14 protein-coding genes are annotated in these 15,335 nt (G+C 63.4%); 5 read left to right on the top strand and 9 right to left on the bottom strand.

The window, feature by feature from the left end:
* Nucleotides 1–11 precede the first annotated feature (11 nt).
* The 4 genes from hisC to ACO77H_RS17265 all read left to right on the top strand — a co-directional run bounded on the left by hisC (nucleotide 12) and on the right by ACO77H_RS17265 (nucleotide 4,048).
* Nucleotides 12–1,133 carry a histidinol-phosphate transaminase gene (gene hisC / locus ACO77H_RS17280; protein ID WP_432754346.1) on the top strand — a complete coding sequence of 374 codons (1,122 nt, stop codon included), beginning with the start codon at nucleotides 12–14 and terminating at the stop codon, nucleotides 1,131–1,133.
* 37 nt (nucleotides 1,134–1,170) lie between these two features.
* Nucleotides 1,171–2,181 carry a PLP-dependent cysteine synthase family protein gene (locus ACO77H_RS17275; RefSeq protein ID WP_432754345.1) on the top strand — a complete coding sequence of 337 codons (1,011 nt, stop codon included), beginning with the start codon at nucleotides 1,171–1,173 and terminating at the stop codon, nucleotides 2,179–2,181.
* Between the two features lie 59 nt (nucleotides 2,182–2,240).
* Nucleotides 2,241–2,747, top strand: coding sequence for a GNAT family N-acetyltransferase (locus tag ACO77H_RS17270; protein WP_169954706.1), 507 nt, complete (start codon nucleotides 2,241–2,243; stop codon nucleotides 2,745–2,747).
* 233 nt (nucleotides 2,748–2,980) lie between these two features.
* Nucleotides 2,981–4,048 (top strand): NAD(P)-dependent alcohol dehydrogenase, encoded by a 1,068-nt coding sequence (locus tag ACO77H_RS17265; RefSeq protein ID WP_169954705.1) that lies wholly within the window; start codon nucleotides 2,981–2,983, stop codon nucleotides 4,046–4,048.
* A gap of 22 nt (nucleotides 4,049–4,070) precedes the next feature.
* On the opposite strand, the gene ACO77H_RS17260 is transcribed toward ACO77H_RS17265, so the two are convergent.
* The 9 genes from ACO77H_RS17260 to ACO77H_RS17220 all read right to left on the bottom strand — a co-directional run bounded on the left by ACO77H_RS17260 (nucleotide 4,071) and on the right by ACO77H_RS17220 (nucleotide 14,657).
* The gene (locus ACO77H_RS17260) at nucleotides 4,071–4,340 is read right to left on the bottom strand and encodes a DUF3325 domain-containing protein (RefSeq protein ID WP_169957351.1); all 270 of its coding nucleotides are present in this window, start codon (nucleotides 4,338–4,340) and stop codon (nucleotides 4,071–4,073) included.
* A 1-nt stretch (nucleotide 4,341) separates the two neighbouring features.
* Nucleotides 4,342–5,880: a PepSY-associated TM helix domain-containing protein gene (locus ACO77H_RS17255; protein WP_432754344.1), complete on the bottom strand. Its 1,539-nt coding sequence runs from the start codon at nucleotides 5,878–5,880 to the stop codon at nucleotides 4,342–4,344.
* A complete protein-coding gene (locus ACO77H_RS17250) occupies nucleotides 5,877–6,164 on the bottom strand; it encodes a DUF3649 domain-containing protein (RefSeq protein ID WP_169957354.1) in 288 nt (95 codons plus the stop codon). The genes ACO77H_RS17255 and ACO77H_RS17250 overlap by 4 nt, the downstream gene beginning before the upstream one ends.
* Before the next feature lie 185 nt (nucleotides 6,165–6,349).
* Complete coding sequence (locus ACO77H_RS17245; protein WP_170058438.1) at nucleotides 6,350–7,690, bottom strand: sensor histidine kinase; 1,341 nt, start codon at nucleotides 7,688–7,690, stop codon at nucleotides 6,350–6,352.
* Entirely contained in the window at nucleotides 7,687–8,406 is a 720-nt protein-coding gene (locus ACO77H_RS17240; RefSeq protein WP_172311831.1) for a response regulator transcription factor, read from the bottom strand. Before ACO77H_RS17240 ends, ACO77H_RS17245 begins: the two co-directional genes overlap by 4 nt.
* A 127-nt stretch (nucleotides 8,407–8,533) precedes the next feature.
* The gene (locus tag ACO77H_RS17235; protein ID WP_169957359.1) at nucleotides 8,534–9,355 is read right to left on the bottom strand and encodes a hypothetical protein; all 822 of its coding nucleotides are present in this window, start codon (nucleotides 9,353–9,355) and stop codon (nucleotides 8,534–8,536) included.
* A complete protein-coding gene (locus ACO77H_RS17230) occupies nucleotides 9,352–10,950 on the bottom strand; it encodes a hypothetical protein (protein ID WP_432754343.1) in 1,599 nt (532 codons plus the stop codon). The genes ACO77H_RS17235 and ACO77H_RS17230 overlap by 4 nt, the downstream gene beginning before the upstream one ends.
* A 156-nt stretch (nucleotides 10,951–11,106) precedes the next feature.
* Nucleotides 11,107–12,840: a hypothetical protein gene (locus tag ACO77H_RS17225; protein WP_169957241.1), complete on the bottom strand. Its 1,734-nt coding sequence runs from the start codon at nucleotides 12,838–12,840 to the stop codon at nucleotides 11,107–11,109.
* Nucleotides 12,837–14,657, bottom strand: coding sequence for a tyrosinase family protein (locus ACO77H_RS17220; protein WP_170041011.1), 1,821 nt, complete (start codon nucleotides 14,655–14,657; stop codon nucleotides 12,837–12,839). The genes ACO77H_RS17225 and ACO77H_RS17220 overlap by 4 nt, the downstream gene beginning before the upstream one ends.
* 161 nt (nucleotides 14,658–14,818) lie before the next feature.
* On the opposite strand from ACO77H_RS17220, the gene ACO77H_RS17215 reads away from it, so the two are divergent.
* The gene (locus tag ACO77H_RS17215) at nucleotides 14,819–15,286 is read left to right on the top strand and encodes an Lrp/AsnC ligand binding domain-containing protein (protein WP_169957257.1); all 468 of its coding nucleotides are present in this window, start codon (nucleotides 14,819–14,821) and stop codon (nucleotides 15,284–15,286) included.
* The last annotated feature ends 49 nt before the right edge of the window (nucleotides 15,287–15,335 follow it).

Below are 15,335 nucleotides of genomic sequence, written 5' to 3'. Positions count from 1 at the left end.
GGAGGTGTTCCATGCATCAAGACAACCCCGCACAGCGCATCGAGGCGCTGGTGCGGCCCAGTGTGCGGCGCTTGCCCCTGTATGACCCGGGCGCCGACCCACGCCAGATGGGCACGCCAATGGTGACGAAGCTGTCCAACTGCGAAAACCCGCTGGGCATGTCGCCGGCTGCCGCAGCCATGCTGGCACGCCAGGGCGGGGCAGGGCTGGAGCGCTACCCCGACCCCACTGGCCGGGCGCTGCGCCACCTGATCGGCGGCCAGTTGGATGTGGATCCGGCCAGGATCATCCTCGGCAATGGCTCGGAAAATATCCTCGAGCTGTTGTGCCTGGCACTGCTCGATCCCCAGGACCGGGTGGTCACCCAGCAACCCTGCTTCAGCTTGCATGAAAGCCTGCCGTTGATGATGGGCTCGACGCTGGACAAGGTGCCGCTCAACCCGGATTTCAGCTTCAACCTGCACGCCTGGGCCACGGCCCTCAAGCAACCGGCGAAGCTGTTGATGCTGAGCACCCCCTGCAACCCGGTGGGCACCGCGCTGTCCAGCGCTGAGCTGACGGCACTGATCGCCGCCGCTCACCCAGACACCTTGTTGGTGATCGACGAGGCGTACTTCGAATTCGTCGAGCAGGGCGCCGATGCCCTGGCGATCCTCGGTGCGCAGTCGCGGCCGTGGATCGTCCTGCGCACGTTCTCCAAGGCGTATGGGCTGGCGGGGCTGCGGATCGGCTATGGCATTGCCTCGCACCCAAGCCTGATCGATGCGCTGCACCGGGTGCGCACGCCATACAACGTCAATCAACCGGCCCAGGAGGCCGCCAAGGCCGCCTGGCTCGATCAGGAACACGTGGCGCGCAGTCGAGAATTTGTCGCCATCGAGCGCCAGCGGCTGACCGAAGGGTTGCAGGCGGCGGGGTTTCGCGTGGCACCGTCCCAGGCCAATTTCCTGTTTATCGACACCGCCTGCAACGCCCTGGAAGTGGTCGACGAACTGCTCAAGGACGGGATCATCGTCAAGGCCTGGCGCGAGCCGGGGTACACCGGTTTTATCCGCGTGTCCCTGGGCCTGGCCCAACAAAACCAGGCGTTTCTCGCCAGCCTGCAACGCGCCGTCGCGGCCCTGGCCGGGTAGGCGCCGAGCCGGTTTTTCATACTGCCCAGAGGTTGTCATGATCAAGAGTTGCCTGTCCGAGCTGATCGGCGATACGCCGCTGCTCAAATTGTGCGTCACCGAAAACGGCAGCTGCGTGCTGCTCAAGCTGGAACAATTCAACCCCACCGGTACCGCCAAGATCCGCATGGCCCGGCAAATGCTCGACGAGGCGCAGGCCAGCGGGCAGCTCAAGCCGGGTGGGCGGATTGTCGAGTCGACCTCAGGCAACACCGGGTTGGGCCTGGCGCTGCTGGCCGCCGAGCGCGGCTATCGCTTCACCGCCGTGGTCGACGAACACGCCAGCCCCGACAAACTGCGGGCGATGCAAGCCTTTGGTGCGCAACTGGTGCGGGTCGGCGACCCCGGTGGCGGGCTGGCCACCGCCGACCGCGATGCCACCGCCGAGCGTATCGCCACGGAGCAGGGCGCCTACTGGACCCGCCAGCATCACAACCCGGCCAATGCCAACGGCTACACGCAACTGGCCGCAGAACTGCGTGCGGTGCTCGGCGCTGAAATCCACTACCTGGTGGGCGCCGTGGGCACCGGCGGCTCGCTGTGCGGCACCGCGCGTGCGTTGAAAGGCCATGCCCACGGCCTGCAAGTGATCGGTGTCGAGCCCTGCGGCTCGGTGATCTTCGGCGGCCCCGGGGCGCCGTATCACCAGTCCGGCACCGGCACCCCGGAGGGCGCGGAAATCGGTGCCGTGGTCGACTACGAACTGATTGATAAAGGCCTCACCGTCAGTGATGCCCAGGCCTTTGAGACCGCGCGCTACCTGGCACGGCACTACGGCCTGCTGCTTGGTGGCTCGGCAGGTGGAGTGGTCTACCAGGCCCTGCGCGAGGCGCGGCACGCCCCGGCCCAGAGCGTGATCGTGGCACTGGTGTGCGATGGCGGCGAAAAGTACCTCGACACCGTGTTCAACGACCAATGGATGGCCGACCGGCAACTGCTGGCGCCGCAGGTGCATCGCGAACTGGAACAGTGGTTGGGCACGCAGCCCTTGCTCAAGCAGCAGGCCTAGCGGCTTGCCTGGGGCGCCACCCTTCGCTACTGTGGCGCCCCGCCCGCGTGAGCCCCGCCATGAGTGACACCACTGTCGAACTGATCCAGACCGGCCCTGAACAGGCCGAACTGATCTGCAATCTCTACCAGTTCTATGCCTATGAATCCTCGGATTGGGAGCAAGAGGACGTCGAACAGGACGGCCGCTTCTACATCCATGAAGAACACCTGTCGCGCTACTGGCAAGACCCGCAATGGAGCGCCAATCTATTGCTGGTGGATGGTTACATCGCCGGATTCCTGCTGATCGAGCGCAGCGAACTGCCGGGGATCAACGCCTTGGAACTGGCTGACCTGTTTATCTTGAAACGCTATCGGCGCAAGGGCATAGGCCGAGCACTGGCCACCCAGGTATTGACCAGCGGCGAGGCCGACTGGCTGGTGCGCTTCTATGACCAGGACGAGGTGTCCCAGGCGTTCTGGCGCAGCGTACTGGATAACCTGCCGCGCCCGGTGCAGGCCATTGAGCTGGATGACGAGCCGCAACTGCTGAGCTTTTTGGTGACCCGGGCGATGGTTCACTGACCGTGGCCTTGTGTGTGGGCTTGTGTGGGAGCGGGCTTGCTCGCGAAAGCGGTGGGTCAGTCAACATCAGTGTTTGCTGGGCCGACGTCTTCGCGGCGATGCGGCGATCCGACAAGCCCGCTCCCACAGAGGGTCTGTGTTTGTTTGAAGTACCGCTGATTTACTTCGGTTGAACGCTTGGGCGGCTATGCTGGTCAACTGACCTTCAATGTCGACGCAAAGAGGTGACCGCAATGGCCAAGACTTACAGCTACGCCGCCCGTGACGCCAAGGATGCCCTCAAGCCCTATACCTTCGAGCGCCGCGCCCCCGGGGCCGACGATGTACAGATCGATATCCTCTATTGCGGGGTCTGCCACTCCGACCTGCACACCGTGCGCAATGAGTGGCACAACACGCTCTATCCGTCGGTGCCGGGCCATGAAATCGTCGGCCGGGTGACGGCGGTGGGGGCGAATGTCAGCCGCTTCAAGGTCGGCGACCTGGCCGGCGTCGGCTGCATGGTCGACAGCTGCCAGCACTGTGAATCCTGCGCCGAAGGCGAGGAGCAGTACTGCGAGAACGGTTTTACCGGCACTTACAACGGTCCGGTGTTTGGCGGCGAAAACACCTTTGGCGGCTATTCGGACAACATCGTGGTCAAGGAGCAGTTCGTCCTGCGCATCTCCCACGACGAGGCGCAATTGGCGGCCGTGGCACCGCTGTTGTGTGCCGGCATCACCACCTATTCGCCGCTGCACCACTGGAAGGTCGGCCCTGGGCAGAAAGTCGGCGTGGTCGGCCTTGGCGGCCTGGGCCATATGGCGGTGAAGATCGCCCATGCCATGGGCGCCCATGTGGTGTTGTTCACCACCTCGCCCAACAAACGCGAAGACGGCCTGCGCCTGGGGGCCGACGAAGTGGTGGTGTCGAAGAACCCCGACGAAATGGCCAAGGTCGCCAACAGCCTGGACTTCATCCTCAACACCGTGGCCGCGCCCCACGACCTGGATGTGTTCCTCAACCTGCTCAAGCGCGACGGCACCATGACCCTGGTGGGCGCGCCGGACAGCCCACACCCATCGCCCTCGGTGTTCAACCTGATCTTCAAGCGCCGCAGCCTGGCGGGGTCATTGATTGGCGGCATCCAGGAGACCCAGGACATGCTGGACTTCTGCGCCCGGCACGGGATCGTTTCGCAGATTGAGATGATTGATATCCAGGCCATCAACGAATCCTATGAGCGCATGCTCAAGGGTGATGTGAAGTATCGCTTTGTGATCGACATGGATAGCCTCAAGCGCGAGATCCAGGCGGTCTGATGTGGGGGCTGGGTTTGGGTAATCAACGGGTGCTATACGGCAACAGAAACACCACGCCAAGCCCAGCCAGCGACATCAAGCCGAACCACGCCACCGGCCCCATGGCCCAGCCCCAACCCAGTACGCTGACGGCAAGACTCGCCGCCAGCATCCCCCAGCCCAGCACTCGCAGGCCACGTCGCAGCATCGGCGAGGGCAGGCGCCGCATGAGTTGCTGGTAATGGCGCTCCAACCCAAGGCACAACCCCACCATCCCCGCGCAGGCCAGTAATAACGCGACTATCAACACCATCTCAATTGACCTGCGCCACGGCGTGCTTGGCCACGCGCCGTGCGCTGCGTTCCTTGGGCGCCTGGTACAGCTTCCAGCACGGCCAGGCCAGCAGCAGGCCGAGGCCCACGGTGGTCAATTCCAGGTAGACGTAATCACCCAGGTTTTGCCCCAGCAGATTCAGGGCCGGCAGAGTGATACACAGGGCGGCGGCCAGGCCCAGTTGCTCGCGCCAGGCACTGCGCCAGGGGCGGACAATCGCGTGGCCCAGACTCAGCAGCCACACCAGGAAAAATACCCGCACCTCCCAGCCACCGCGTTGGGCCAGTTCCACCGGCAGTAAGCGGTTGGCCCACAGCAAGGCCACGCACGCCACTATCAGCCCGGCCACCACCGCCACATTCAGCCGCTCGGCGATGTGGTAGAGCAGGGCGCCGACCGCGCCTTCGCCATCGTGGCGCCGGCGGCGCTTGACGGTAAACAGCACCACGCCGGTCGCCAGCATCGCGCAACTGGCCAGGCCGCAGACAAAGTACAACCAGCGCATGGAATAGCCGCCAAACTGCGCAAAGTGCAGGCCGGCCATGACCTTTTGGGTCAGCAGGCTGGGCCGACTGACCGCCGGCTGGCGCAGGACTTCACCGCTGACCCCGTCAAACAGCATGCTCTGGCCCTTGGTCAACTCGATGCGGTTGCCCAGCACCGGGCGCGCCTCGATCCGTGCGTCGCTGCGTCCGGGATTGTGGATCGACAAGCTGGACACCGGCCCCATGGCGCGCTCGGCCTCGGCCAGCACCGGGCCAAGCGCTGTCAGTTCGGCGGCCTCGCTGTGCTTGGGGCGTTCGCCGCGTACCTGGTGCTCGGCGGGCGCGCCACGCAAGGCGCGGAAGAGGTTGTCGCGGTCGCCGTCAAACAGCGCGTCCACCGCCGCCGGCATGTAGATCAGGTAGAAAATCACCAGCCCGGTGTAGGTAATCATCAAGTGAAAGGGCAACACCAGCACTGCAGTGGCGTTGTGCGCATCCAGCCATGAACGCTGGCCCTTGGCCGGGCGGAAGGTGAAGAATTCCTTGAAGAATTTCTTGTGGATCACGATTCCGCTGAGCAATGCCACCAGCATCGCGATTGCAGCCAGGCCGACCGTCCAGATCCCCAGGTCGCGCGGCAGGTTTAGCGTGAAGTGGAAGCGGAAGAAGAACCCGCCCCCAGCGGTTTCGCGCACGGCCAGCGGCTCGCCGGTGTGCGGGTCGAGCGCGGTGCCGCCGCCACGGCGTTGTTCGCCGGCCGATACGGTCAGGGTGTCGGAGCGTTCGCCGGGCAGGCCGATGTTCCAGGTGCGCGCCTCGGGATGCTGGCGCGCCAGATAGCCGAGGGCCTGTTGCGCAGCAGCGCTTTGCGACAGGGTGGAGGTGGGGATTTCCGGGCGCATCCAGCCGTCGATTTCCTTGTCGAACACCGCCAGGGTGCCGGTGAGGAAGATCGCAAACAGCAGCCAGCCGAACACCAGCCCGCTCCAGGTATGCAGCCAGGCCATGGCCTGGGTCAGGGTCTTGTGTTTCATCCCAGTACCTCACGCCATTGGGGCCAGAAGCCGATGGCGGCCAAGGGCAGTGCCAGGGCCATGCCGGCCCACGCGCGCCAGGCGTTGCGGCAGGCGAAGGCCCAGAGGATCGCCAGGGTGTAGATCAGGAACGAGGGCAGGCTGGCGACCACCAGGGCATCCACCTTGTCCATGGGCAACAGGCGCGCCAGGGCGGCGGTAAACGCATAGGTAAACAGGTAGCCGCCGATCAGCGCGGCGACCATCCGCGAGAGTGTCGGCCAGGCAGGGGATTTGCTTTTCATGGGGACTCATCAGAATCAGGTCAGCAACGAATATCCCCTGTAGGAGCCGGCTTGCCGGCGATCAGGCCTTTGAGCCTTGTGCTGACTTATCAGCCGCCATCGGCGGCAAGCCGGCTCCTACAGAGGGCGACCATGCATAGGGTTGACTCGAATGCTAGTGATTCTCATATGAGAGTAAACGCAATTTACAACTTATACACTTTGAGTCGCAGATGCAGGCACAGCCCGGGCGTGGTGTTCTGTGCCCACAGCTGGCCACCTTGCAACTGCACGATGCTGCGGGCAATCGACAAGCCCAGGCCATAACCGTCACCACCCGGGCGGGCGGCATTGAGGCGGGTGAAGGGCAGGAAGATCTGTTCCAGCTTGTCGGGCTCGATCCCCGGGCCCTGGTCCTGGATGCACAGGTGCCAGAAATCGCCCTCAAGCACACCGGTCAAGCGCACCACACCGTGTTCGGGGGAATGGCGGATGGCATTGCGCAGGATATTTTCCAGGGCCTGGGCCAGGCCATTGAGGTTGCCCAGCACCCAGACGCCTGCGGGCAGTTCGCAGGGCAGGCGTTCGCTGGGCCAGCCGCTTTCAAAGCAGGCGTCTTCGCGCAGCAGGTCCCACAAAGGCTCCATCTCGACCGCTTCCACGGGCATGGATGGGCGTTCGGTATCCAGCCAGACCAGCTCCAGGGTGCTGCCGATCAAGCGTTCCATACCTTGCACTTCGCGCTCCAGGCGCTGGCGCAGGGCGCCTGGATCAGGCTCGCGCTCACCGGCCACCCGCAGCCGGCTCAAGGGCGTGCGCAGTTCGTGGGACAAGTCCCGCAGCAAGCGCCGTTGCAGCACCACCGTGCTTTCCAGGCGCTCGGCCATATGATCGAAGGCCCGGGCCAACTCACCCAATTCATCGCGGCGGCGCGTCACCTGCGGCCCGACCCGCGAGGCCAGGTCACCGGCGCTCAGGGCATTGGCCTGGCGCCGCAGGATCACCAGCGGTGAAATCAGCACCCGGTACAACAGCACGCCAAACAACAACGCCAGGCCTGTCGGCAGCACCTGGCGCAGCAAAATGTCCCACAGGCCACGGCCCTGGCGCGGGTCCAGGTGCAGCGGCAACTCCATGACCAGGCGGGCTGCGCCGTCGCTGAACGGCATGTAAAACGTTGGCCGGCCACCAGGGCGGCCCACGGGCCAGTCGATCTGGCGCACAAAGTCCAGCTTGCGCCGTTCGACCGTGGTCAAGGCCTGGGAGGACAGCGAATGGTGGTCGTCCACCACCACCGCCCACACCTGCTCCTGGGCACGCAGGCTTTTGAGGAACTCATCGACCCCTGCCGCACCGCGCTCGCGCCAGGCCATTTCGGCCTGGCGCGCGTATTCGCCGAGGATGTAGCGGGTGGGGGCGGGCAGGCGCGCGGTGGCTTCATAGATACGCTGGCTCACATCCACTTGCAGGCTGACCACCAACAGGCACAGTACCGCCAGCAAGCCGATCAGTTTCCACAACAGCGAATGGCGGTTGGGCAGCCTCATGCTTGCAGCCGGGTCAGGATGTAGCCGGTGCTCCTGACCGTCTCCACGCGCCCGGCGGTGTAGCCGATGGCCTGCAACTTGCGCCGGATGCGGCTGACATGCATGTCCAGGCTGCGATCATGCCTGGAATAGGCACGGTGCATGACCTGCTGGTACAGAAACGCCTTGGTCAGCACCTCATCGACATGGGCCACCAGGGTTTCCAGCACCCGATACTCGGTGGTGGTCAGGTCGGCCCACTGCTCGTTCAGGCTGACATCGGTGCGTTGTTCGTCGAATGTCAGTTGCGGGTCCTCATTGCGCGCCGTGCCGGGCACCTCATGTTCATAGGCCACCCGGCGCAGGATCGCGTCGATGCGCACATCCATCTCCAGCATGCTGAACGGCTTGGGCAGGTAATCGTCGGCGCCCTGGCTGAACCCGGTGATGCGGTCCTGCTCGGCACCGAGGGCCGACATCAGGATCACCGGCACCCGTTGATGCCGGCGCAGTTGCGCGAGCACCTCCAGGCCGCTGCTGCCCGGCAGCATGATATCCATCAGGATCAGGTCGAAAGGTTGGGCGCGCACCAACTCGACGATCTCGCCACCGTCCTGGCGCAACGTGACATCGAAGCCACGTTGGCCCAGGTGGCTGTCCAGGTGGGCGGCGAGCACCGGGTCATCCTCGACGGCGAGGATGCGACGCGCAGCGGGGAGCGAAGGGTGGGCGTGCATGGGAATTTCCTGCGAATGCGAATGTTTCTAAGTCGCGCATTCTGGCAAATCTCCCGCCACATTCCTATCGATTGCGGATTATTGCTGCATTTGGAGAAAACGGCCGTATGCAGGTCAATGGCGCCGCCTAACGCTGACAAGGATCTGTCTTGTTCAACAGATTGCCCGTCGAATACCACACGCGCTGCGCCGCCGGTCCCAGATCCAGGGCCACCGGCGCATCCGCACGCCCCTCCAGCAACGTTGGATAAACCCCGGGCTTGAGCGGCGACTGGCATACGATCGGCAACGATTGCACGGTGGTGAAATTCAAATCCACCGTAGACACCAACTGCGCCGCCGAAAACGGTGCTGGTGGCCCAGGCAGGGTAATGATTTCCTGGAAGTCCGGATCCTGGGCGATGTAGTGCGTCAAGTGCGCCTCATTGCCCCGGCCAAACAAGGTGTAGACCAGCTGTTTGGGGCGGTCGATGCCCAGGTTGAACGGCCGGTAGATCACCACCGCTTCGACCGTCACCGGCACGTTGTCAAACAACACCGGCCCCGGTGTGCCGCCGCCATCATTGGAGTAGCCGTCAAAGATCGTTGCCTTGAACGTGGTCACCTCACCGGCCTTGAGCTGGGGCAGGGTGAAGGTGTCGTTATCGACATTGATCAGGTTATACGGCTTGCTCGGGTTGGCCGCGCGCAGCGCCTGGTATTTGGCCATCACGTCGGCGGGCAGGCTGGCCTGCAGGACGATCTGGTACATGTGCTTTTCCGTGGTGAACATCGGCATGTGCACCAAAAACAGGGTCTGCGAGCCGACCATGAACATGCCGTGGTTGCCCGGTGCATCGGCATCGGCGCCGTTGCTGACTGCATGCAGTTCATGGGGCGAATGGGCCAGGGCCAGGGGGGCCAGGGCCATCGATAATGCGAGCAGGAGAGTGGCGAGGGAGCGTTTCATGGTTGACCGTCCTTGAGGGTTTCGAAGGCATGCACGCGCTTGATCAGGCTTTTTTGCTTGGCCGAATCGGCGTTGTTGAACAGGAACGAAAAGTCCGAGGCCAGGCTCGGGTCGCCGGCAATCGTTGCCTTTTGATGGCAGTCATTGCAGTTCAGGCCCTGGACGTAGGTCTCCATGGTGGTATTGGCCACCGGTACGTTGCTATCGCTGATAAAGGGTCCATAGGACAGGGGCACCTTTGCGCCGGCGCCCGGCTCGGGGTCCGGCGGTGTCGGGGCGGTGATCCACAGCACATTGACCAGCTTGTAGTACTGGAACACCGACTGGCCGCTGGTCTGCTGGGCGAAGCTGGCCTGCACCGCGCCGTTGAGCGCTTGCATGTCCGAAGGCAAGGGGTGTTCGCGGGTGGTCTGCACCGGTTGGTTGCGGAGATAGGGCTCGGTGCATTCGCGATCGGGGTGGTGCTGCTTGCACTGGATGCGGGCTACGTTCGGCGTGCACACGTCAGGGCCACCGCTGCAATCGGGGTTGTAGAAGGTATAGCCGTCGGGCGGTGTCTGTTGCGCCGGGTTTTGCCCCGGTTCCTGTACGTTGTCCACTTGCTCGAAGGTGGTCCAGATGAAGTTCGGTGAACTCTGGGTCTTGTTGATGATATGCAGGCCCACCAGGCCTACCACCTGTTGGGTGCATTGCAGGGTGGCGGGGTTCTTGAGCCAGGCCACGGTGGTCAGGTAGCGCCCGTAGAGCTGGGGCTTGCCGGTGAGGATGCGCCAGGCGGCCTTGAGTTCCAGGGCGCCCAGTTTTTCCTGGGGCAGCGGCTTGGCCGGCATCGAACGCATCAACTCGCCGGCCGGCAGCGAAAGGCCTGCAGGGTGCTTGCCATCGCTGTTCTGTGCCACGGCCAGTTGATTGGCCGCATCGTACAACCCGTTGTCGACGATGTAGTCAAACTCGGCCTTGCCCACCTTGCGTTCGAAATACACCAGGTTGCCGGTCTGGTCCGTCAGCCAGCCACCGGCGGCCTCCATGATCGGGTCGGGAATCGACGCCAGGGTGCCGCTGGACAAGTGGAAGCGATGCTTGGCGTTGGTCGCGCTTTCCGAGGTGGCGTTCATGAATTTGCGCGCGCCTACCGACAGCGCCTGCAGGCTGTCCTGGCTGCTGCAATTGGACGGCACCAATGTCTGCACGCCCCAGCCTGTGGGCGGTCGGGCGCCGGGCAGGAATATATCGTTAGCGTCTTTAAAGCTTGCCCACACCGGCGCGGTGGTCATGGGTTGCCCGGCGACCTGGGGCACGCCAAATTGCGCCATGCTGATCTTGCGGTTCGGCTCGCCCGCGAGGGCTGCATTGGCTGGCCATCCGGGATCCACGGGCCAGTTCAGGGCAATAAACAGCTGCCAGCCAAAACAGTTCATGAAGCTCTGGCCAGTGGTGTTGAAATTGTTGACGGGTAGAAAACCGCCGCTGTTGGGGTCGAACACCAACTGCTGCTGGACGCAGGTATCGGCATCCGATGCCTGGGCCGTGGGCAGGAGAAACAGCGACAGCAGCGTGCTGACCAGCAGCAGACCACGTAAGCGAAATCTGTACATCATCGCGCTCCTTGCATGAAGGTGAAGCTTCTAGCCGTTCTGTAGGAGCCGGCTTGCCGGCGAAAAACCTGAGAGCACCGCTGGGCATCAGATACCCCGCGTTATCGTTGAGGATTCTCGCTGGCAAGCCAGCTCCCACAGGGGGGGTGTTTGCCCTTAAAGGGATGGCACCAGCGCCAGCCCGGATTCCCATGGGTGGTCCGCCGCGCTGACGTTATCCGCTTCGCCCGGGTTGAGCGCACGGACCGTCACCAGCCCCGGCGCCGCGTTTTTCGCGACGCTGATGGTCATGATGTAACCCTGGGTACCGCCCGCATTGGTCTGGCCGGGAATGGCCGAGGCATCGGGCAAAAACTTCGTGACCTGCGCGGTCACCCCGGGGTTGCTGAACTGGATCCGTGCAGTGGCGGCGGTGGTCTTGAGGTCGGCGCCTTGCACCACCAGCGCGAACTGCCCGCTGCTGCCTGGGGCCAGCCAGGCCGGCAGGTCGGTGGGCGACTGGCCGTAGAACAGGTCCAGCGGCAACAGCTGCACCGGCCAGGGTTGCAGGCCATTGACCCGGTCCTGCACGCAAGGGGACGGCGGCGCCGTGGTGCTTGGGGTGGCGGTCACACTCAGGCCCACCAGCAGTTGCTGGGCAATCACCCACACATAGTCCACGGCCTGGCCGTTGATGGTGATGTCATTGATCGAGAACCCCGCGCTTTGCGGGACCTCGAACACCGCCTGGAGGATCTGGTCGGAGCCGTTGATCGCCGATTTGGCGGTACCACGGGTGATGCGCCAGTACTGGCTCACATCCTGCCCCTGCGGGCCTTTCCAGGCACTGAAGTTGGTGGGTTGTTGCAGGTACAGGGCGATGGGGTTGGTCAGGGAAATACGGCTGCTGATGGCCGCCTCATTGGCCGCAAAGCCGATATGCGGGTCGGAGTTGCGATAGTTCTGCCCATACTGCGCGCAGCAGATCAGTGACTGGGGGTTCTGGCTGCTTTTCAGGGGCCGCATGATCGTGGCCGCTGCCGCCAGGTACACCTCGGCGCTGAGGGTGTTGGGGCCGGAGGTCAGGTGCATTGCGCCGCCGAACTGGCCGGGGGTACAGGCGGTGCCGGCGTTCCATTTGTTGACGGTGTCGTAGGCCGGCAGGCCCGTGGTCGGGTCGATCACCGGGTCACCGGCATTGCCGGTCGGGCAGTTGGCGGTGTAGCGCAGGTACAGGTCTTGCAGTTGCACGTTCGGGTCGATGTAGTCGCGATACAGCCCCAGCACTGCATTCGGATCGATGCGCCACATGGCCAGGAAGTACGCCGGGTTTTCGCTGGTGAAGGTGATCTTGCGCATCTTGCCGTTGGTATCGCGCACAATCGACCACTCGCAGTATTCGTCCAGCCAGCCCCGTGGGCCGGAGGGCGAGAAATCCTTGTACTTGCCGTTCCAGTCGATACTCGGGCAACGGGTCACCGGCAGTTGTAGCAGGGTGCCTTTCTTGTCCGGGTCGTACAGGGTGTAGAGGGTGTTGTTGAGGGTGATCTGGCCGTTGTCGGTCAGTTCCATGACCTGTTGCAGGGTCATGGCCTTGCCGCCCAGTTGCGGAATCACGGCCGTGCCGTTGTTGTAGAAAAACGTCCACAGCCGGTTAGGGAAGGGTTGCCAGGTGATTGCCGGCGGGGTGACGTCGCCATAGCCCTCGACCAGCGGGTTGTAATAGCCCGAGCGCGGCGCGTCGTTGAGGCCCGACCACGGGTTGCCGATGATCGCCGCTTCGGTCCAGCCGGTGACGTCGTTGTTCCAGTCGGTTTCAAATTGCGGCAACTGGTTTTCCAGGCCCAGCTTGTTGTAGTCCTTTGGTGCTTGCCCAGCGGGGGAGGTGAATTGCTTGAACGGCGTGCTCATGACAGATCTCCATGGGGTGTGGGGGTAGAAGCTGCGCAGCAACCGGCACTCGGGGGAGGGTCGGCAACGGTCTGGCGCGGGTCGTCCCACACCAGTTGGGCGATAAAGCCAGGCAGCGGCGCGTACTCTTGCGGCGCCAATACCCGGCCACTATCGAGATGGGTGACCAGCAGGCTCAACTGCACGGCGTCCGTGGGGCCCAGGTGCAACGCCGTGGCACTGCGCGCCGCATTCAGTGCGCGGCAGACGCCGTGGGTGATGCAGCGCCCCTTGTCATCCACCAGCCCCATGCCGATGCGGCTGAAGCGCCCGACGTAGTGCGGGTTATCCGCGTTGACCTGCTGGGGCGTGGCGTCGGGCTGGTTGAGGAACACGTCGATCAAATAGGTGTCATGGGTGCAGCGCACATGGTCGAACACCACCCATGGGCCGCTGGCCTGGGCCTGCTCCTGGACCGGCGCGGCACTGTGGGGGCAGCACGCACTGGCGCTGGCGCGGCGGGCGCCGAACGGCGGCGCCACCGGGGTGGCGTAGTCGTAGCCGATGTGCCGGCTGTCCTGGGCCATATCGCCCAGGGTGGTGTAGCGCCAGGCATCGGCACTGGTGAACGTGACCGCGTCGGCCTGGCTGCCGGCAAACGGCTGGAGCAGGCATTGGGTGGTGTATTGCGCCGCCGGGTTGGCGCGGATCCAGATCTCCAGCACGCGGTCGATATTGGCGTGATAGGAGCAGAACAGCGGGTCAAACGCGGTGTAGGCGTTGTCGGCCATATCGCCGCCGATCCAGCCGTGATAGTTGTCGTGGGGCTGTTCGTACAGGCCATCGAAATTCAGCGTGCGGTTGGGGTACAGCGCGTCCTTTTGCGGTGGATCAAACACGGTGATATTGGCCCAGGGGTACCCCGGCACGCCCTGGGGCTGGCTGAAGGTCTTGAATTTCAAGGCGTCCACCACCTGCTGCTGGAAAATCCGGCTCATGCCGTACAGCTGGGTACGTTTGAACCGCTGTTGGTCGCCCTGGGTGTAGAACAGCGGGTTGCGTTGCACGAAGCCGCAGTCAACCCCCTCGACATTGCCCGAGGCGCAGACTTTCGAGCGGCCATCCTTGGCCGCCGCATACCGCAACGGGTTGCGCCGCACCTCGCCGCTGTGCGGGTGCACATAGGTCTCATCGAGAAAGGCCTGGGGCAGGCCGGCCTGGGGGCTGCCGTCGACACTGGCGTCCTCGGCCATCCAGTCCCAGTAGGGGATCGGATAGTCAATCAAGGCTTCCAGGTACAGCAGGTAAGCGCGATGCCACAGGGCAAAGGCTTCCTGGTAATGCAGGCACCAGTTGGTGTGGATATAGGCATAGCGCTGCCAGGGTGAGCCACTGTCCGGATTGCCGATCTGCATCACGTCGTCGAGCCGTGCGCGGTACAGGTCCAGTTGCTCCTGGCTCAATGCGCGGATGTCCTGGCGCACGCGCTTGACCGGGTGCGGCAGGTCTGGAGGGGGGATGCGCTCGGCGATGTCGAACGGCGAAAAGCTGTTCAGGCGCCAGCCCTGGTTGACCCACAACCGGAAGGTTTCCAGGGCGTCGATAGGCCAGAACTGCCGGTCATCCAGGGTCAGCGGCATATTGCGCGACGCCAGGTGCTGGTAGATGGTTTCGGACCAGGTCTTGACCGAATCGGGGTCTTGCAGGAACACATCGTAGGCATTCATGCAGCGCACCCACGAGCCTGCGACGTTGGCGCGATCTGCCGCCGGGATCCAGTAAGGCGCGGTGAAAAGCCCTTGGATATCAGCGGTCCATGTCGGTTTCGCGACTATCATAAGATCCCTCTCATGCAGCCCCCATGCTGGATCTGCCGGGGCTGCTAAGCTGGATTTGATAGTAATGGGCCACTGTGCAGAGAATTGTGCAAATTGGCCCGCTTTTACGGCGGATTCATTGCAGTTTTCTCAAGGAAGAAGTGGAAATAATGACAGACGCCATGGATTTGAAAATTCTCGGCAAGTTGCAGAAAGACTGCACCCAAAGCCTGGACCTGCTCAGCGACAGCGTGGGGCTGTCCTCGACCAGTTGTTACCGGCGCATCCGGCGCCTGGAGAGCGTGGGCATCATCAAGGCGAAAGTCGCGGTGCTGGATGAAAAAAAGCTGGGGATCCAGGTCACTGCGTTCTTTTTGATCAAACTCGACAAAGACAGCAACGACATTGATCGCAAGATGCAGCACATCCTCGCCAATCACCCGGAGATCCAGGACTGCTACCTGATGACCGGAGAGTTTGATTTTGTGATGGTGGCCAAGTTTCGCGATGCCACGGAGTACACCGAATACATCTATCGGTTTCTCGACACTTACCGGGATATTCCGATTCGTACGTATTCTTCGACGTTGGTGGTGCGCACCGTGAAGAAGTCTTATGAGTTGCCGTTGCAGGGCGTGCAACATCTGTAGACGCCCATGAGACGCATCACCCTGTGGGAGCGGGCTTGCTCCCACAGGG

It is taken from the genome of Pseudomonas sp. WMBT8, assembly GCF_050916005.1.
Lineage (GTDB): Bacteria > Pseudomonadota > Gammaproteobacteria > Pseudomonadales > Pseudomonadaceae > Aquipseudomonas.
Note: the sequence above shows the minus strand (reverse complement) of the source record. Positions and strands in the feature narration are given on the sequence as shown.